The sequence below is a fragment of the Nocardia albiluteola genome, assembly GCF_018860155.1.
GTDB lineage: Bacteria > Actinomycetota > Actinomycetes > Mycobacteriales > Mycobacteriaceae > Nocardia > Nocardia albiluteola.
The window spans coordinates 249,961-265,422 of the sequence record NZ_JAHKNI010000004.1 but is presented as its reverse complement, the minus strand read 5'-3'; the positions used below and the strand labels follow the sequence as shown (position 1 = coordinate 265,422).

Genomic DNA, 15,462 nt, shown 5'->3' with positions numbered 1-15,462 from the left:
ACCCGGCGTTGCGACATCTTCACCTGAAGGGCCTTCCAATCGACATCTCGATACTGCAGAGGAGTAACAGTATGCCTTGCAGGGCAAGCACTTTCGTATTCCCACTACCGGCGAACCGTCGCGCCGAAATCTAGGCTGGAGCCGTGACGATCGACACTGGATCAGCCAGGCACTCGCGGTACGTGACTCGAGATCGAGAAGACTTGGCTACCTCGAACCTGATCAAGGCGGATCCACTCGGGGCGCAGGAGCACCTCGATCGGCTACGGGTGTTTCTGGTCGAATTCCATAGCGACAGCCGCATTTTCGGCGCAAAACAGTTGGAGCCGCTACACATCGCGCACCGGGTGGTCCACGACGCGCGCCGGAGCATCCAGCGGGTCTTTTCGGACAAGGTGTGCTACGCCATGCTGAACGCGGCCCTGGACTTCCTGGATCCCAACTACGACGCGATCTCGGCTATCAACAAGCGGCTCCACGACCAGGGCCTCGGGCGCACGGTGGATAACATCACCAACTGGGAAGCCGCGCGCCACTATTGGCTGAGTGGCGATCAGGCTCGCGTCGCCGCTTCTCTGGAGGTCGTGTTGGCCGAGTGTTTCGACGTGCCCATGCACTCGATGCCACCGGAGCACCTGGCCGCGTTGCACCAGTGCAACAAGTCGATCACCGCGGAGCTCGGCGCCCTCGGCGACCAACTCCTCAGCGAGGAGCGGGCCACCCTGGAAGGTGTCAACCGCGCTGCGACCACGCTGGTTCGGGAACCTTATAGCGAAGAAATGCAAGTTCCTTTCCGAGTACGGACAGCCGCTTTTTGGAGCAATGTAGACAAGGAGCCGGAACGTGCGAACAACGGTCTGCAGACAGATATGTTCAAGCAGTTTCCAGCCAACTACATCTCAATGAGCGCGCTGGGGGCGGTGTCGATCGAGGCGGCCATGGCGGCTTTGGCCGACGCCGGGATTCCACCGGAACAATGGCCGGCCATGCTGCTCGCAGCCAATGCGGAACTGTCCGTGACCGCGGCGGTAACCGACGCCGTAGGCAATTCCGTGTACTTTGCCGACCGGGAGCCGAACCCATTTCGGGTGAGCACCGCGGCCGATGGGCTTCGTTTAGCGGCCTGCGGGCGGCCGTCATTCCTTTCGCACAGCGAGAAAATAGCGGCGTGCACTCATGCGGTGCTTGGCCAGATCGTCCCCGAATCCAGTGAGATCATGTACGGGCGCGGCCGATGCCCAGCCAATGAGGCACTGCAGCCGACGGCCGAGGAGCAGGAGCTTTGCCGACGTATGTCGCGGCGACTGGGTGGTCTACTGGGCACCCGCTACCCGAGCCATTTGGATCGTCCCACTTCCGCTAACACGTTCGCGGTGCTGATCGCCGCCCTCAGCATCAGGTTGCTTACGGCCGAGAAGATTTCACCACCGGCCCCCGGGCACATCCTCGAGGATCTGCCACAACTACTGACCGCGGCGGCAGAGGAATCGTTCAAGCGGGACTGCGAGTTGCGTCAACGTGGTTAGCACCTCGGCTGGTCGATGAGATGAGGGCCGAGGCACAGCCGGCCAGGCTTGACGAATGCAGCGGCGGCGCTTCACCATCGAGCGCGACGCGGCCGGCATCCAGACCCTGCACCGCGACCTGCTCGCGGAACCGAACGCGTTGGCCCGGGTGATCGCCTTCCCCGCGCCACCGGCCGAGAGGCTACCGCTCCACGACGAGATCTTCGGCATGTGGCCGGAATTCGACGCGGACGAGAACGTGCTCGCCTTCGACAGCGAAAACGCGGACGCACACTGCCGCAGGCGAATGAGCAGACCGCCGCCGTTGCGCTGCAACACTGTTGCGACCTGCTCGACAACCGCCGCGCCCGGACCGGCGTCGCCGGGCAGGTGCGCAACATCCTGATCGCGCACATGGTCTCCTCGCCCGATGGCGCCGCGATCGCCGGGCAGCTGCACCGGAGCGAGCGAACGCTGCGCCACCAGCTCGCCCGGGAGGGCACCTCCGACCGGGCACTGCTGGACGAGATTCGGGAACAACTGGCCGAGGAGCTGCTCATCACCCAGGGCCTGTCGGTCGCCGAGATCGCCCACCGGCTCGGGTATGTCGAGGTGTCGAGCTTCTCGCAGGCCTTCCGCCGCTGGAAGGGCATGAGCCCGCGCGCTTTTCGGCAGCTGCAGCCGACGTAGCGAGCACGGGCGTAGTTTCCCGAGCTCACGCGGACAGGGTCGCGAATGCCGCCCACAGCATCGGTGAGTCCGGCACCGAGCGACCGGCGCGCCAGGCCGCGAGGCGCTCGCGCTGCCATTCCGTAAGCGCGGCAATGGGATCGGGTTGCTCGTGTGCGGCGTCGATCGCGCAGACGGTTTCCTGCAGCGGGCGGCGGTCGGCGGCCACGTCCGCGAAGCGACGGAAGGCAAGATCGGTGGGCAGCGCCCAGCGGCCCGCGGTGACGAGTTCGGCGCCGCCGTTGATCATGGCGGCCAGCAGGCCGAGCGTCTCACCGAAGCGCAGGTCGCCGCCGCTCTCGCAGGCGATCAGTGCCACGCGGCTCGGAATCGGCCACAGCTCGGGACCCGTGCGCGCCGCGCCGTCGAGGGTCTGGGTGCCGAGGATGAGGTCGCGGGCCGACAGCGGCCGGTGGGTGCGCTCCGGCGCGGCGAAGCCGGGGACGTCGTCGGCGCACGCGAGGTGGAGGCGGGCCTCCTCGCTGCGCCCCGATTCCGGCGCGGCCGCGGTGACATGGCCGACATAGAGCAGCCGGGAGGCACCGGCCCGCAGCGCCGCGCTCAGCCACGCCCGATCCTGATCGGTGCGGCGAAAGGCCTCGACGGGATCCGGCACCGCGGGCCGCATGCGATCGTCTGCGAGGTAGTCTGCGATCCGTTCGGTGAGCGTCGCGTGCGTGGACATCCGTCCCAGCACCGAGCCGAGGGCCGAATCGGCCCGGAATCCCGGTACTCGCGGGTCGAGCACGGCCACCACCGGCAGATCCCGGGTCCGCACCCACGACCGGGGTACGCGTCCGGGCGCGTTGATCAGGCCTGCCGGTGCGAGCTGGCTGATATCGGCGATGTCGAGCAGGCGCAGACCCGGATCCGGCGCCAGCAGCTCCCAGGGGAGCTGGGCCGTCCGGGGCGAAGGCTGCAGCCTGATGTGTGGCCGCACGCCGCGCAGGTACAAATCGTGCAGCTGCGCGGCGAGACCGTGAGGCAGCAGTGTGCGCGAAAGCGCCTGGGCGAGTTCATGTTCGGAGTCATAGTCGGCGAATGCCCCTGCAGTCAGAGCATATTCGATCCGGTCCGCGGAGGGGGCGGGCAGGGCGGTGCTCACGCGGGCCACCAGCTCGGCCACCTGCGCCTCCGGAATCGCCTCCACTCCACCGCCGGTGATGTCGTCGCGCCAGCGCCACGATACGTAGAGATCGCCCGCGTCGGCCATGCGAACCAGTACTGTCGGCCGCTGCGAGTCGGTCACGGCCGTCTCTCGCGGGTGCTCGGCGTCGTTGCTGACGCCGATGCTTGTGCCTCGCTCGTTGCGGGTGCCGGAGCTCATGGCTCCCGCGTCGCTCATGCCGGACCCCACGACTCCCGCGTCACCCGTGCCGGACCCCACGACTCCCTCGTCACCCGTGCCGGACCCCACGACTCCCGCGTCACCCGTGCCGGACCCCACGACTCCCTCGTCACCCGTGCCGGAACCCATGGCTCCCTTGTCGCTGGTGCTGGGCCCATGGCCCCTCGTCGCTGGTGCGGGTACCCGTGGTTCCATCGTTTCTGGTGCCCGTACCCGTGGTTCCCTCGTCGCGCTCGGTCATACGGGCAGCACCCGGTCGTCGCGAATACGGCGGCCGTATCGGCGCTCAGCCTCGGCGATGTATTCCTCCAGCACGATCCGGCCACCCGGCTCGTACCGCAGGCGCGGCGGCGGCGCGATGGCGACGCCCTCCCCCGCGGCGACCTCGGCCAAGGCGGCGGCCATGGTCAGGGTTCCGGTGAGCGCCTCGGGCGGCTCCTGTGGTTCCAACGCGGTCCACCGATCGGCGGGGCCGACGGGTGCCTGGTCGGTGAATTTCACTGTCGCCCCGGCACATTGGGTCTCGATGAGATCGGAGACGAGGCGGGCGTCACCGCTGCGGTAGGCGAGCCGGAAGGCGGACCGCATGGCAGGTTCGGCGAGTTCGCGGTGCCAGCGGTGGCGTTGCTCGCCGCCGGGGAAGATGTGGCGCACGGCGTCGATGGCCAAGGCCGACGGCACGGCGAGCCACAGGGCCTCCACGAGCCGCGGCGGGTCGGGCCGGGAATCGTCGAGCGTCGATTCGAGCAGTCGCGCGTGCCAGAAATCGACCTGCGCGCAATGCAATCCGAGGCCGTGGTCGGCGAACACCCGGAACGATTCCCCGAACAGCCGTCCCGCCTCGTCGTGCCGGCCGAGCGAAAAGGCCACTGTCGCAACGCGGATTCGCGCTTCGGCGGCTTCGAGGACGGCACCCGAGTCGGTGAACTGATCGAGGCTGCGCCGGTACAGCTCGTACGCTCGCGCGTGCGCGCCACGCATCTCGGAGGCAAATCCCTGTGCCTTCAGACCGATCCCAGCGCGCGGGCCCAACCCGGCGCCCTCGAAATACGCCTGGCTCGCCGTCAGCAGCGGCTCCGCCTCCTGCGGGCGTCCCGACCTGATATGCATGAGCGCGAGATTCTGCTGGGTCTCCGCGACACCGTTGGCGTCCTGGGCCGCGCCGAAAGCATCGAGCGCTTGGCGCGCGAAGTCCAGGGCCAGCTCGCCGCGCCCGGTCTCGAAGTAGGCGGCGGCCAGATTCATCAGCGGGTGTCCGGCCAGGTGCGGCGCGAAATATCGTGCGGTATCGAGTGATTCGGTGGCCAGATCGATCGCGTCCACCCAGTGCTGGCGATGGATCGCCACCGCGGTGCACGACAGCAGGCAGGCCACCCGCAGCGTGCCCTGCTCGGGATCGTCCGTGAGCAGCGATCGCGCCCGGTTCAGCGCCTCCTGCGCCCCGTCGAGATCGCCGAGATGTTGCAGCGCCTGCGACATGTTGAGCAGGGCGGTGGGCCGCATCGCACCGGCGTCGCCGGGCATCTCGGCCAGCGCCGTCCGAAACCAGCTCACCGCCCGCCGGTGCTCGCCGAGCCCGTCGGCCATGCTCGCCGCATTCACCATGGCCGCCAACCGGATTCGCCCCGAGGTGGTTCGCGCCGCATCCTCGAAGATGCGCAGGGCGCCTGTCGCGTCACCGTTGCCGTAGGCGGTAGCCCCGGCTTGCAGTAATTCGCGCCCGTCCGATTCTGGGGGCGCGGCCTGTGGCTGATCGGATCCATCCGTCTCGGCGACTTCGTCCATCTCACTGCTCCCGAGGTTCGGCGGCCGCCACATCGCGGACAGGATCACGCGTTGGTTCGTGTGTGCGATCCCATGGCGTCGACTGAGGGGTCGCACGCCGCGATTTTGTTGTCCCGCATCGCATGTCAGAAGTCCGTATCCGTGGTGGCGGCCGCGATCTCGGCCAGCAGCATGGTGTCGTCGGGCGCCGAGCGCGCGTCGCGGAGGCGGTTCCTGGCGAATTCCCTCAGCCGCGGGCGAATTCGCACATCGTCGGGAGTGGCGGTATCGGAGGGACCCACCCCGGGTACGTGGATCTCCACTGCCAGAGTGAATTCCCACTCGTCGGGAGCGAGAACCGATCCCGTCCAGGCATCACCGGCCAGAGTCAACTCGGTGGCGGCGATCCCGGCGGCGGTGCGGACCAGCGCCCGAGGCCGCAGGTGGGGCGGCACGGCGGCGGGCATGTGGGGCGCGGCTACGGCGGATATCTGGATCGTCGTCACGCCCGGGTGCCGTCGGACCTCCCAGGACAGCGCTCGTTCGGAGGCGTCGACGATGCCGGGCGGGCAGCGGCGCCAGTCCCAGCCGCCGGAGCCGCGGGCAAGGACCAGGGCTTTGACCGCGGAGTCGGCCGCCGGACCGGCCGCGAGCGCGTAAGCCTCGGCGCGGTCCACGCCGGGCGCGGACCTCCCGTTGCGGTGCGCGCCCGGCGCGGAACTCTCGTCACGGTCCACACCCGGCGCGGAACTCTCGTCACCGTCCACACCCAGCACGGAACCCTCGTCACCGTCCACACCCAGCACGGAACCCTCGTCACCGTCCACACCCGGCGCGGAACTCTCGTCACCGTCCACACCCAGCACGGAACCCTCGTCACCGTCCACACCCAGCACGGAACCCTCGTCACCGTCCACACCCAGCACGGAACCCTCGTCACGGTCCACACTCAGCACGGAACTCTCGTCACGGTCGAGTCCAGGGACAGTCGCGAGATCATCGTCGGTGTGCCCGTCCAGGGCATCGGCCCCATCGACCAGCAGATCGCATTCGGTTGTGAGCGTTGCGATGTCGATATCGACGAGCCGTTCGTCGAGCGGAGGGATGTCGTCGAGGGTGGAGGCGGGCCACCATCGCGCGGCCCAGTGCGCATAGCCGAGTTTGCGGGCCCGTTCCACCAGCATGGGCAGACCGGGTTCGGGCGCGAATTCCGCTGGTGTGCTGTCGAAATCGGCTGCGGCAAGCGCGATCTGCGGGCCGTACATCGCCCAGATCCATTCCTGTGCGGCATCCAGATCATCGATGACCGCCGCCGGAAAGTGCTGCCCGGCAAGCACACTCCACACCAGATATCCGCCGTGTACCTCCAGCACCGCGGTATCCAGTGGTGCGGTGCCCTCACCCAGCACGGGCGCGGTCTCGGGGCCGAGGTACAGCGTGCCCGACGGGCCGCCCCGCACGATGATCCGATCCGTCACGGGATTGCCCTCGATTCCGCCGAATCCACCTCGGCAGCTATGGAACTCGTACTGAGTGCCTGTTTGACCCGCATCCGGTGATCGAGCATCACGGACCTGGCGACGCCATCCAGGACATCCCAGAGTTCGCCGCCGTCCGGCAGCGGTAGCTCCCGGACGTCGCGCCCGTGCAGCCGGACCCACAGCCGGCGCAGATAGGGCCGCCACGGGCTGCGCAGGTCGGCGGCGACGGCGTCCAGCGGGCCACTCGATTCCTCCGACGTCCGCAGGGCGAGCCGACGGGCCTGCAGCACGTAGGCCTCGCGCCGCCAGCGCCCGTTGATTACTCGGTGCGCGGCCGTTCCGGTCACCGCCTCGCCGCCCAGGGGCCGCAGCCCCAGAGCCAGGACCGCCCCGGCCGCGGCGGCCAGTCGCAGCGACTCGTCCAGCAGGGCCCACGGCGCACAGCTGCGCGCGATCTCCGCGCCGACCAGTTCGGGGACGGTCGGCAGATCGGCCCGATCCAGGGCCGCGTGCAGGACGGTGAAGACTCGCTCATAGATCGACCGATCGAACGGCCGCGCCAAGGTGGCCGTGGACGCGGTCGAGCCCAGGGGCGGCGGTGCGGGCGCCGGATGCTCGGTCAGGCCGAGCTGCCGCGCGCTCGGATCGGTTGCGGCGGACCACAATCGGATCCCGGAATGGGTTCCGGCATGCCCGGCCAGGAGCTCGGCGAGCGCGGCCCGCCCGCCGTCGCGCAGGCTCCGGGCGGCGACGCAGACCTCGAGCAGGGCGGTGAGCTCGGCGGTGCGATCCGCGCCCGCGACGTCACGCAACGGCCTGCGCGCCCATGCCACCTGGATCAGTCCGGTCAGCTCGCGGGCCCGATCCGGCTCGGTCAGATACTCCCGCAGCGCCCGGGTGGTGCGGCCCGCGGCAAACCCGTGCATTTCGAGCAGTGTCGTCTCGACGATCTCGCCGTCCCGCGATCGGTCCGGCGCACCGGCGGCCGTGGCCAGCTCGAAGCAGCGCTGAAAGTACAGGTCCTGCGGGTTTCCGTCGGTGATCCGCAGCCCCCGCCGGACCTGCTTGAGCAGGGTGAACCATTCGGCGGTGGCCCGGAGCACCGGGGCGGCGGCCTCCACCAGGGTGATCACCTCGGCCGCGCCCTCGGCCGTCACGATCGGCCCGGCGCACCGCGGATTCTGCACGGGGCGGATCACCAGTGGGTCGAGGATCAGTTTGACGGTGCGGCGCAGCGGGCCGCCCTGGGCTCCGCTGAGCGCCTCGACACCGTCGAGCGCGCTCCAGGCCTCGTGGAGCACCATGTCGCGAGGGCGTCGCATTTGCTCAGGTTAGATGGTATTTCTGCCCTACTCCACCCGTCGGCGCGGTGGAAACCTGGGATCGGTAGGGGGTCGGTCTTTTCTACGTTTGCCCCATCGGCTCCACCCCAGGCGAGCCGCATCCGAACTGAAGGAAATCCCATGATCACCACTCCCATTCGCCTGTGCGCCGCCGTCGCCGTCGCCTCCGCGACCCTCGCCCTGGCCCTGACCGGCTGCAGCAGTTCGTCGAAGACCTCCTCGCCCGCGCCGGCCGCCCCCTCGTCGGCGGCGCCCGCGTCGTCGCTGGTGGCGGGGCCGCACCCGCCACCGCACCCGCCACCGCCACCGCCACCGGCGCCCGAGTCGTCGGAGCCCGACACGTTGGCGCCCGAGATGTCGCCGCCCGACACGTCGGTGCCCGACATGGGCACCTCGGCGCTGTCGGTGGACGGCAAGGCGGTCGCCGGACATTTCACGACCACCTGCGCGAGCCAGGGTGGCCTGCTTGCCCTCGCCCTGACCGACACCGGCAACTCGGCCTATGGCGATCTTGCGGTGAGCGCCACCCTCACCGGCGGCAACTCCGTACAGGCCGTGGGCATCACCGGAAGCAAGGATGGCACGTCCGGGCTGCCGTATGCCATCGGGTTCGGCAAGGGCGCGCCGGGTGGATCCGCGTCTGTCGTCAAGAGCGGCAACACCTTCCGGGTCACCGGTGAGGCCGTCGGCACCCCGGACCCGAGCAATCCCCTCGCGGGGGCGAAGACCTCGAAGTTCGACATCACCTTCGCCTGCCCGACCATGATCGGAGGCTGATCATGGCCCCCAGGATTCGGGCACTGATGCTCGCCGCCGCCGTCGTGGCCATCGGGTACTACCTCTGGCACGGGCTGACCTACCCGTCCACCGGCCCCGAGGGCGACCTCGGATGGTTCGGCTGGCAGATCGCGCTGCCGATCGCCGCCGTCACCGTCGTTCCGATCGTGTTCGCCTTCAGCGGCGAGGGCATCGGCCAGGCCTTCACCGGACGCAACAGCGTGGCGTTTCGGGCGGGCCTGGTCGGCATCGGGACTGTGACCTCGGTCCGGCAGACCGGGGTGAGCGTGAACGACCAGCCACAGGTCCGCCTGGACCTGAGCGTGCAGGGCACCGAGGGCGAGACCTTCGACTCCCGGGCGAAGATCATCGTCCCGCTGACCGAGCTCGCGCTGCTGCGGCCCGGGGTCGTGCTCCCGGTCCGCTACCTCCCGGGCCGCACCGACAGGGTCGAGATCGATCGGTCCGGCGACCGCGAGGCAATGCAGAACACGTGGAACGAGAACATGATTCGGCGTGGCCTGACCAGTCGCGACATGCTCGACGTCGCCGCCCGGGGCATCGCCGCCCAGGCCGTCGTCCAGTCGCTCTCGGTGCCGGGCGAAATCCGGGACGGCTACGTCAAGGTGGTACTCGATCTGGCGGTGACCCGGCCCGACGGCAGCACCTACACCACTCACACCGAAAAGTTCGTCCCGTCCGGCAGTGTCGAGCTCGTCCAGATCGGCCGAGTCGTCCAGGTGCACTACCTGCCCGGTGTCGAGGACCGCGTCGCCCTCGCGCTGCCGGTCCAAACCTGAACCGGCACAAGGGAAATTACCGCGGACCGCCCGGGGCCGCGGTAATTTCGTCGCGCTGGTCCGTAGTGAGGCGGTCGCGGTGCCTGTCGCCCCACTCGCCCAGGGCGCGCAGCGCGGTATTGAGCTCCTCGCCGACCGCGGTCAGCGAATACTCCACCCGCGGTGGAACTTCCGGATAGATCTCGCGATGTACGATGCCCCGGGCCTCCATCTGGCGGAGGTTCTCGGCCAGCACCTTCTCGCTGACCCCGGCCAGGACGCGCCGGATCTGCCCGAACCGCCGCGGGCCCGCCCCGAGCACCCACATCAGGTGCAGCTTCCACTTGCCGCCCACGGCGTCGATGGCCACCGACATGCCGCAGACATCGTGATCCGCCTCACCATCGACTCCCATCGCGGCCTCCTGACCAGATTCCGAACCTGTCGGTAAGCAACCCCACTCGAACGTGCGTTCTTCCCGGGCACATCGATCGCGACCACGATCGGAGTCCGGCGCCGATACCGGTTCGCCACGCAGATCGAAGGAGAAACGCATGACCGCGCAACACACGTCGACAGGATCGATCACCGTCCTCGGGCTCGGACCGATGGGCCGGGCGATGGTCACCGCGTTCCGGAACCGCGGCATCGAGGTCACGGTCTGGAACCGCAGCCCCGACAAGGCCGAGGCCATGGCGGAGTTCGGGGCCACAACGGCGGCCACCGTCGCCGAGGCGCTGGACGCCAACGAGGTGGCGGTCCTGAGCCTCACCGACTACGCCGCCATGTACGACGTGCTGAACCAGGCAGCAAATCACCTGGGCCGCAAGGTGATCGTGAATCTTTCGTCGGATTCGCCCGAGCGGGCGCGCGCGGGCGCGGCATGGGTCCGCTCGCACGGCGCCGAATTCCTGTCCGGCGGGGTGATGTCGGCGGGCGACAACCTCGACCACCCGGCCTCCTATCTGTTCTACAGCGGACCGCGCGAGGTGTTCGATGCCCACGCCGGGCTGCTGCGCCCGCTGGGCCCGCAGGAGTATCTCGGCGTCGACGACGGGCTGGCGCAGGTCTTCTATCAGGGCCTGCTCACCGTCTTCCACCCCTGGCTGCTGGCCTTCGACCAGGCCACGGCCATGATCGCCCAGTCCGGGCACGACATCGCACAATTCCTGCCGTACGCGCTGCGCTCCAACGCCGCCTTTCCCTATTTCATGGAGGCGATCGCGGCGCGCAACCGAACCGGAGGGCACGCCGAACTGGCCGGACTGCGGATGATGCATGCGGGTGCCCGGCACATCGTCGACGCCAGCGCGGAGGTCGGCGTCGATGCCGCCCTCTCCCGTACCGCAGAGGCCTTCTGGCACAACGCCATCGACGCCAGTGCGCGACTGGGCCGACCGGTTTCCACCTACGAACTCATGCGCACACCCGGCACGAGCGGGGAGTAGCGCCTACGCCATCGACGACCACGACGGCGCCGAGAACCGCGGGCTCACTCGTATCACCCTGGCGGGCAGTCAGATTCGCCGTGTCCTGGGTGCCAAGTGGATCGGGGGCAGCGGCGGCGCCGGGATGCGCTGCTCGGGCGTGTGTCCGGCGATATCAGGGAAGCGGCGCAGATCGTGTGCCTCCCAATCATTTCGGGCAGCCTCGATCTCCTCGTGGCTGCGCGCCACGAAGTTCCACCACATCACCAGCGACTCCCCGAACGGCTCACCGCCGAGCAGGATGGCGTGCGCACCAGCGGAACTGGTGAGCGCGAGGGTGGGCCGATCACTGCCGAGGTAGAGCAGCGTGCCGGGCTCGACGGTGTTGTCCGCGACGGTGAGCGAGCCCTCGACGACGAGGATCGCGTATTCGAATTCCGTTGTGACGGGCAGTTCTACGTCCACTCCGGCGTCCAGGCGCAGGTCCGCGCCGACGATGGGGGTGTAGGCCTTGGCAGGTGAGGTGGCTCCCGCGAGGGTGCCGATGAGCACCGTCGCGTGCAGCCCCGGCAGCTCGACGGCGGGCAGGTCGCGATGCTGCTCGAAATGCGGTGCGGTGTCGCGGGCCTCATCGGGCAGCGCGATCCACAGCTGCAGGCCCGCGCCCGAAGCATGGCCCGGCACACGGTATTCCGAGTGCGCTATGCCGTAACCGGAGGTCATCAGGTTCAGCTGGCCCGGCAGGATCTCGACGTCGGATCCGATGCTGTCGCGGTGGCGAATGCGACCGTCCAGGGGCCACGTCACCGTCTGCAGCCCGATGTGCGGGTGCGGATCTATGTCGTGACCGGCGGGCGTCTTCGGACCGCCGGATCCGAAGTGATCCAGGAAGCACCACGCACCGATCGTGGGCAGGCCGCGCTGCGGCAGGGACCGGTGCACGGTCACACCGCGCACTCCGCCGAGGGGGACCTCGCGAGACGGGAAGAAGTCGGCGCGCGGGCCCGGTCGCCCCGCCGCACAGGGCAGAGCCGCCACATCTGGCCTACAGTCCAGGTCGCTCATCTACACACCTTCCGTCGCGGGGCATATGCCCAGAATAGGCATGCGGCGGGGCGCGCCGATCACGACCACGGATTCCAGGCCCGCAAGTTAAGGTTCTCCCGTGACCAACGCCCCGCTGCGCATCGGTATCCTGGGTGCCGCGCGCATCGCACCGCCGGCCCTGATCCGCCCCGCCGCGCGTAACCCCGAGGTGATCGTTGCCGCGGTGGCGGCGCGCGACCACGCGCGGGCCCGGCAGTTCGCCCACAAGCACGGTGTGCCAACAGTATTCGGCAGCTACCAGGAGCTTCTCGACGCGCCCGACATCGATGCGATCTACAACCCGCTGCCCAACGGCCTGCACGGGCGGTGGACGCGGGCGGCCCTGGCCGCGGGCAAACACGTGTTGTGCGAGAAGCCCTTCACCGCCAATGCGCAGGAGGCCCGCGAGATCGCCGAACTGGCGCGGCACTCCGATCGGGTGGTCATGGAGGCGTTCCACTACCGCTACCACCCACTGGTCCGGGCCGCGGAGGAGGTCATCGCCTCGGGCGAGCTGGGCGCGCTGGTGCGAGTCGAGACCGCGATGTGCTTTCCGTTGCCCATGTTCTCTGATATCCGGTATGACTACTCGCTCGCGGGCGGCGCGCTGATGGATGCCGGCTGCTACGCGGTGCACATGGCCCGGGTCTTCGGCGGCGGCGATCCAGAAGTCGTTTCCGCACAGGCGAAGTTGCACAAGCCCGATGTCGATCGTGCGATGACGGCCGAATTGCGTTATCCCGCCGGGCATACCGGCCGGATCCGCTGCTCGATGTGGTCCTCGGATGTGCTGCGGATCGATGCCCGGGTGGTCGGCGAGCACGGTGAACTGCACCTATTCAATCCGCTCGCGCCGCAGATCCTGCACTGGATGTCGGTGCGGTCGCGGCGCGGCAAGCGGATCGAGCGCTTCGACCGCCGGCCCACGTACGCCTATCAGCTGGACGCCTTCGCGGCCGCGGTGCTGCGGGGCGAACCGGTGCCGACCTCGCCGCAGGACTCGATCGAGAACATGACCGTGATCGACGCGATCTACCGAGCCGCCGGAATGCCTCTGCGCCAACCGAGTTGAGTGGTCCGGTCTGCGCGGATCCGGCGGTGCACCCCGCGTCGCGCCGCCGCTCCGTCGGACCGTGCTTCATTCCGTGGTCGGCGATCACGGCGGGCGAGTCGAGCTGTACGCCAACCGATTCGGTCTCGGACTCCGCGGAAGGCCCGCAGTGGCGGAAGGTTCGACCGGGCGTTCGATTGTCCGCCCGCAGAAGCAGCCGTTGAGGTCGGCCCGGCGATCAGCCCACCGCGGAGATCGTCGACCCGCGCGAGCCGTACAGCTCACGAGCACGCGCCGGTGTGATCGTCTCCGGCGTGATCGGTTCGGGCGCGGCGAGGTGCCGGGCCAGGATCTGCCCGGCCATCGGGGCGATGTACGGGGCGGCCGCGAGGAGGCCGAACGAGTTGAATCGCGAAGTCGCCCAGACGATTACCTTCGTGGGCAGCCGGACCGCCAGGTCCACGACACCGGGCCGATCGAAGTGTCCGAGCGTGCGCATCCATTTCGGCAGCGTCGCCACCGAGGCGAGCGAGAGCAGCCTGCTGCCCAGCGCGTAGGACCAGCCGGCGCCGTTGCGCGGTGAGGTCCACAGCAGGTGGTGCATGCCCTCCTCCGCGCGTTCGGAGCTGCACAGGCGCGGGCGCACCCGCTCGAAGTAGGCCCGCACCTCCTCGCGGGACCGTGGCACATCTTCGGGCTTGCACGTCTGCAGTTCCGCTGCGACGGCGCATTCGGCCCAGTAGCGCCGCTCCTGCTCCGCACTCAGCGGGCCGGGACCGAACGCCTCGTACGCCGCGAGCACCGAATGCCATCCGGTGATATGGATCCACAGCTGCGTTTCAGGGCTGTTGGCCGCGTAGCGCTTGCCGCTGATCGGCTCGATGCCGGTCATCTTCGCGTGCACCGTCATCAGGTGCTCCGACGCCTGTATGGCGGTACGGCCATCGCCGACGGCAACGATCAGGAAGTAGGCGAAGGTGTTGTCGAGGCGGCTGCGCGGTTCGGTGTAGATGCCGCGCGAATCGGCCACGGCCGCGGTCAGGAACGGGTCGAAATGTTCCAGCACAACCGCGCGCTGGAAGCCGATGACGGCGGTGGGGGACGTCCAGACCTTCCAGCTGGGCGAGCCGGGCCCGAAGAATCCGTAGTCGTCGCGGCGGAGGGTGGTCGGATCGAAGCCCATCGGCTACTCCTTGTGCGCGCTACCCGCCCGGATGGCGAATACAACACCACCGTAGCAATTGCGATGTTTGAATACAACGGCACCGTAGGATTTGTCATGACAGTATGGATCCGACGGAGGTGAGCAGGCGGTGACGGTCGAGCGTTCGGCGGCGCGAACAATGCGTTCGGCGCGGCCGCCCCAGGGGGGACAGCCCGGGCCCGCCGAGCACTCCGCGACGGATCGCCCGCGTCGCCGCTATGCCAAGCGCCTACCCCCCGAGCAGCGGCGCGCGCAACTGCTCGATGCCGCGTTCACGGTGCTGGGCCGCGTCGAGCTGCACGAGCTGAGCATGGAGGCCGTGGCCCAGGAGGCGGGCGTGGGCAAGCCCGTGCTCTACACGGTGTTCGCCACGCGCGCGGAGCTGGTCGCCGCGCTGCTCGAACGCGAGCGCGAGCGCGGCCTGGAGCAGGTCGCCGGCACCCTGCCCGCCGATCTGCTCGGCGCCGATCCCGTGACGGCGGCCTCCGCGACGGTAGCGGCTTTCGTCGATGTGACGCTGGCGAATCCGACCCGCTGGCGGCTGATCCTGGCCACCCCGGCCAGCGCCCCCGACGAATACCGTGCGGCGCTACGGGATTCGCGTGCCGACATCATCGAGCGCGCCGAGGCGCTGGTCCGGGTCGGCGCGACGCTGGACCGGCGGTGGGCGGCAATGGATTCCGGGCTGCTGGCCCGGTCCGTGCTCACCGTCGCGGAGATGCTGGGCCGCCTGGCGGTCAGCGATCCGGAGGAGTACCCGCGCGAACGGCTTGAGGACTACGTGCGCTCGGTAGTCCGACTACTGGCCGGCGCACCCCCCGAATAGCGTTCTCCCACTGGCTGTCCAGGAGCACGACGCCAGCCTGGCCGACACGGCAGCACGGGCTACCGACGGTCCGGTTCGCCAGCGGCCCCGGCGCCCGCGATCACACCGAATGCGCCGCGGCTCACCGGACCCTGCCGGCTCG

Annotated in this window: 15 protein-coding genes; 8 read left to right on the top strand and 7 right to left on the bottom strand. The window is 69.2% G+C overall.

Annotation, left to right across the window (positions count from 1 at the left end; translation table 11 throughout):
• Nucleotides 1-143 precede the first annotated feature (143 nt).
• Genes KO481_RS14395 through KO481_RS14385 form a run of 3 tightly spaced genes read left to right on the top strand, consistent with a single transcriptional unit; the run spans nucleotide 144 to nucleotide 2,195 of the window.
• On the top strand, nucleotides 144-1,526 hold the full coding sequence (locus KO481_RS14395; protein ID WP_215917609.1) for a hypothetical protein: 1,383 nt from the start codon (nucleotides 144-146) through the stop codon (nucleotides 1,524-1,526).
• 55 nt (nucleotides 1,527-1,581) lie between these two features.
• Nucleotides 1,582-1,911, top strand: coding sequence for an AraC family transcriptional regulator ligand-binding domain-containing protein (locus KO481_RS14390; protein ID WP_215917608.1), 330 nt, complete (start codon nucleotides 1,582-1,584; stop codon nucleotides 1,909-1,911).
• Complete coding sequence (locus tag KO481_RS14385) at nucleotides 1,896-2,195, top strand: helix-turn-helix transcriptional regulator (protein ID WP_215917607.1); 300 nt, start codon at nucleotides 1,896-1,898, stop codon at nucleotides 2,193-2,195. The genes KO481_RS14390 and KO481_RS14385 overlap by 16 nt, the downstream gene beginning before the upstream one ends.
• Nucleotides 2,196-2,220: 25 nt before the next feature.
• Here KO481_RS14385 and KO481_RS14380 read toward each other — a convergent pair whose 3' ends face one another.
• The 4 genes from KO481_RS14380 to KO481_RS14365 all read right to left on the bottom strand — a co-directional run bounded on the left by KO481_RS14380 (nucleotide 2,221) and on the right by KO481_RS14365 (nucleotide 8,131).
• Complete coding sequence (locus tag KO481_RS14380) at nucleotides 2,221-3,447, bottom strand: CHAT domain-containing protein (protein WP_245400968.1); 1,227 nt, start codon at nucleotides 3,445-3,447, stop codon at nucleotides 2,221-2,223.
• 372 nt (nucleotides 3,448-3,819) lie between these two features.
• Entirely contained in the window at nucleotides 3,820-5,367 is a 1,548-nt protein-coding gene (locus KO481_RS14375; protein WP_215917606.1) for a tetratricopeptide repeat protein, read from the bottom strand.
• A gap of 125 nt (nucleotides 5,368-5,492) precedes the next feature.
• Nucleotides 5,493-6,824 carry a hypothetical protein gene (locus KO481_RS14370; protein WP_215917605.1) on the bottom strand — a complete coding sequence of 444 codons (1,332 nt, stop codon included), beginning with the start codon at nucleotides 6,822-6,824 and terminating at the stop codon, nucleotides 5,493-5,495.
• Nucleotides 6,821-8,131 (bottom strand): hypothetical protein, encoded by a 1,311-nt coding sequence (locus KO481_RS14365; RefSeq protein WP_215917896.1) that lies wholly within the window; start codon nucleotides 8,129-8,131, stop codon nucleotides 6,821-6,823. The genes KO481_RS14370 and KO481_RS14365 overlap by 4 nt, the downstream gene beginning before the upstream one ends.
• 159 nt (nucleotides 8,132-8,290) lie before the next feature.
• Between KO481_RS14365 and KO481_RS14360 the strand changes: the two genes are divergently transcribed.
• Together KO481_RS14360 and KO481_RS14355 are read left to right on the top strand one after the other, a co-directional pair.
• A complete protein-coding gene (locus KO481_RS14360) occupies nucleotides 8,291-8,947 on the top strand; it encodes a lipoprotein LpqH (protein WP_215917604.1) in 657 nt (218 codons plus the stop codon).
• 2 nt (nucleotides 8,948-8,949) lie between these two features.
• The gene (locus KO481_RS14355; protein ID WP_215917603.1) at nucleotides 8,950-9,747 is read left to right on the top strand and encodes a hypothetical protein; all 798 of its coding nucleotides are present in this window, start codon (nucleotides 8,950-8,952) and stop codon (nucleotides 9,745-9,747) included.
• A gap of 16 nt (nucleotides 9,748-9,763) precedes the next feature.
• On the opposite strand, the gene KO481_RS14350 is transcribed toward KO481_RS14355, so the two are convergent.
• Nucleotides 9,764-10,141, bottom strand: a complete 378-nt coding sequence (locus tag KO481_RS14350; RefSeq protein ID WP_245400897.1) for a winged helix-turn-helix transcriptional regulator — start codon at nucleotides 10,139-10,141, stop codon at nucleotides 9,764-9,766.
• A 52-nt stretch (nucleotides 10,142-10,193) separates the two neighbouring features.
• On the opposite strand from KO481_RS14350, the gene KO481_RS14345 reads away from it, so the two are divergent.
• On the top strand, nucleotides 10,194-11,174 hold the full coding sequence (locus KO481_RS14345; RefSeq protein ID WP_443677995.1) for an NAD(P)-dependent oxidoreductase: 981 nt from the start codon (nucleotides 10,194-10,196) through the stop codon (nucleotides 11,172-11,174).
• A 69-nt stretch (nucleotides 11,175-11,243) separates the two neighbouring features.
• Here KO481_RS14345 and KO481_RS14340 read toward each other — a convergent pair whose 3' ends face one another.
• Nucleotides 11,244-12,218 (bottom strand): pirin family protein, encoded by a 975-nt coding sequence (locus KO481_RS14340; RefSeq protein ID WP_215917601.1) that lies wholly within the window; start codon nucleotides 12,216-12,218, stop codon nucleotides 11,244-11,246.
• A 100-nt stretch (nucleotides 12,219-12,318) separates the two neighbouring features.
• Here KO481_RS14340 and KO481_RS14335 point away from each other — a divergent pair, with 100 nt between their 5' ends.
• A complete protein-coding gene (locus KO481_RS14335) occupies nucleotides 12,319-13,311 on the top strand; it encodes a Gfo/Idh/MocA family protein (protein WP_215917600.1) in 993 nt (330 codons plus the stop codon).
• 217 nt (nucleotides 13,312-13,528) lie between these two features.
• On the opposite strand, the gene KO481_RS14330 is transcribed toward KO481_RS14335, so the two are convergent.
• Nucleotides 13,529-14,473: an oxygenase MpaB family protein gene (locus KO481_RS14330; protein ID WP_215917599.1), complete on the bottom strand. Its 945-nt coding sequence runs from the start codon at nucleotides 14,471-14,473 to the stop codon at nucleotides 13,529-13,531.
• Between the two features lie 160 nt (nucleotides 14,474-14,633).
• On the opposite strand from KO481_RS14330, the gene KO481_RS14325 reads away from it, so the two are divergent.
• On the top strand, nucleotides 14,634-15,320 hold the full coding sequence (locus KO481_RS14325) for a TetR/AcrR family transcriptional regulator (RefSeq protein WP_215917894.1): 687 nt from the start codon (nucleotides 14,634-14,636) through the stop codon (nucleotides 15,318-15,320).
• Nucleotides 15,321-15,462 lie beyond the last annotated feature (142 nt).

What these genes read in the sequence shown, in the direction of transcription:
- KO481_RS14390 (WP_215917608.1), top strand. Translation starts at nt 1,582, where the DNA reads ATGCAGCGGCGGCGCTTCACCATCGAGCGCGACGCGGCCGGCATCCAG.
- KO481_RS14380 (WP_245400968.1), bottom strand. Translation starts at nt 3,447, where the DNA reads ATGGCCGACGCGGGCGATCTCTACGTATCGTGGCGCTGGCGCGACGAC.
- KO481_RS14375 (WP_215917606.1), bottom strand. Translation starts at nt 5,367, where the DNA reads ATGGACGAAGTCGCCGAGACGGATGGATCCGATCAGCCACAGGCCGCG.
- KO481_RS14365 (WP_215917896.1), bottom strand. Translation starts at nt 8,131, where the DNA reads ATGGTGCTCCACGAGGCCTGGAGCGCGCTCGACGGTGTCGAGGCGCTC.
- KO481_RS14360 (WP_215917604.1), top strand. Translation starts at nt 8,291, where the DNA reads ATGATCACCACTCCCATTCGCCTGTGCGCCGCCGTCGCCGTCGCCTCC.
- KO481_RS14355 (WP_215917603.1), top strand. Translation starts at nt 8,950, where the DNA reads ATGGCCCCCAGGATTCGGGCACTGATGCTCGCCGCCGCCGTCGTGGCC.
- KO481_RS14350 (WP_245400897.1), bottom strand. Translation starts at nt 10,141, where the DNA reads ATGGGAGTCGATGGTGAGGCGGATCACGATGTCTGCGGCATGTCGGTG.
- KO481_RS14340 (WP_215917601.1), bottom strand. Translation starts at nt 12,218, where the DNA reads ATGAGCGACCTGGACTGTAGGCCAGATGTGGCGGCTCTGCCCTGTGCG.
- KO481_RS14330 (WP_215917599.1), bottom strand. Translation starts at nt 14,473, where the DNA reads ATGGGCTTCGATCCGACCACCCTCCGCCGCGACGACTACGGATTCTTC.
- KO481_RS14325 (WP_215917894.1), top strand. Translation starts at nt 14,634, where the DNA reads ATGCGTTCGGCGCGGCCGCCCCAGGGGGGACAGCCCGGGCCCGCCGAG.